The organism is Acidovorax sp. SRB_24 (genome assembly GCF_012931925.1).
The window spans coordinates 1-261 of sequence record NZ_MWOM01000350.1 but is presented as its reverse complement, the minus strand read 5'-3'; the positions used below and the strand labels follow the sequence as shown (position 1 = coordinate 261).

At 70.5% G+C, this 261-nt stretch carries 2 pseudogenes; one reads left to right on the top strand and one right to left on the bottom strand.

Features of this window, described 5'->3' with window-relative positions:
• Window positions 1-195, top strand: a pseudogene (locus tag B2J89_RS22230) (peptidase M48); the annotation flags it as partial.
• On the opposite strand, the pseudogene B2J89_RS23070 reads toward B2J89_RS22230, so the two are convergent.
• Window positions 163-261: pseudogene (locus B2J89_RS23070) on the bottom strand (phage holin family protein); the annotation flags it as partial. The pseudogenes B2J89_RS22230 and B2J89_RS23070 overlap by 33 nt on opposite strands.

The following is a 261-nucleotide window of genomic DNA, read 5'->3' as shown; positions in this document are numbered from 1 at the left end:
CTGCGCGCCGTGCGCGCCGAGGCCGAGGCGCACGCGGCGCGCTACGACTATGCGGCGGCGGTGGACCGTTTCAAGGCCGGCCAGGACCTGGCGCGCAAGAGCAGCATGGCCGGTGATTTTGTCGAGGCGTCGATCATCGACACGCGGCTGCGCGCGGTCGAATCACTGCTTCGAGAACAGGCCGCCGAGCGCTGACTCGATCACCAGGCCCAGCGCCGAGTACATCAGCGAGCCCAGCAGCGCGGCGCCAAAGCCGCGCAC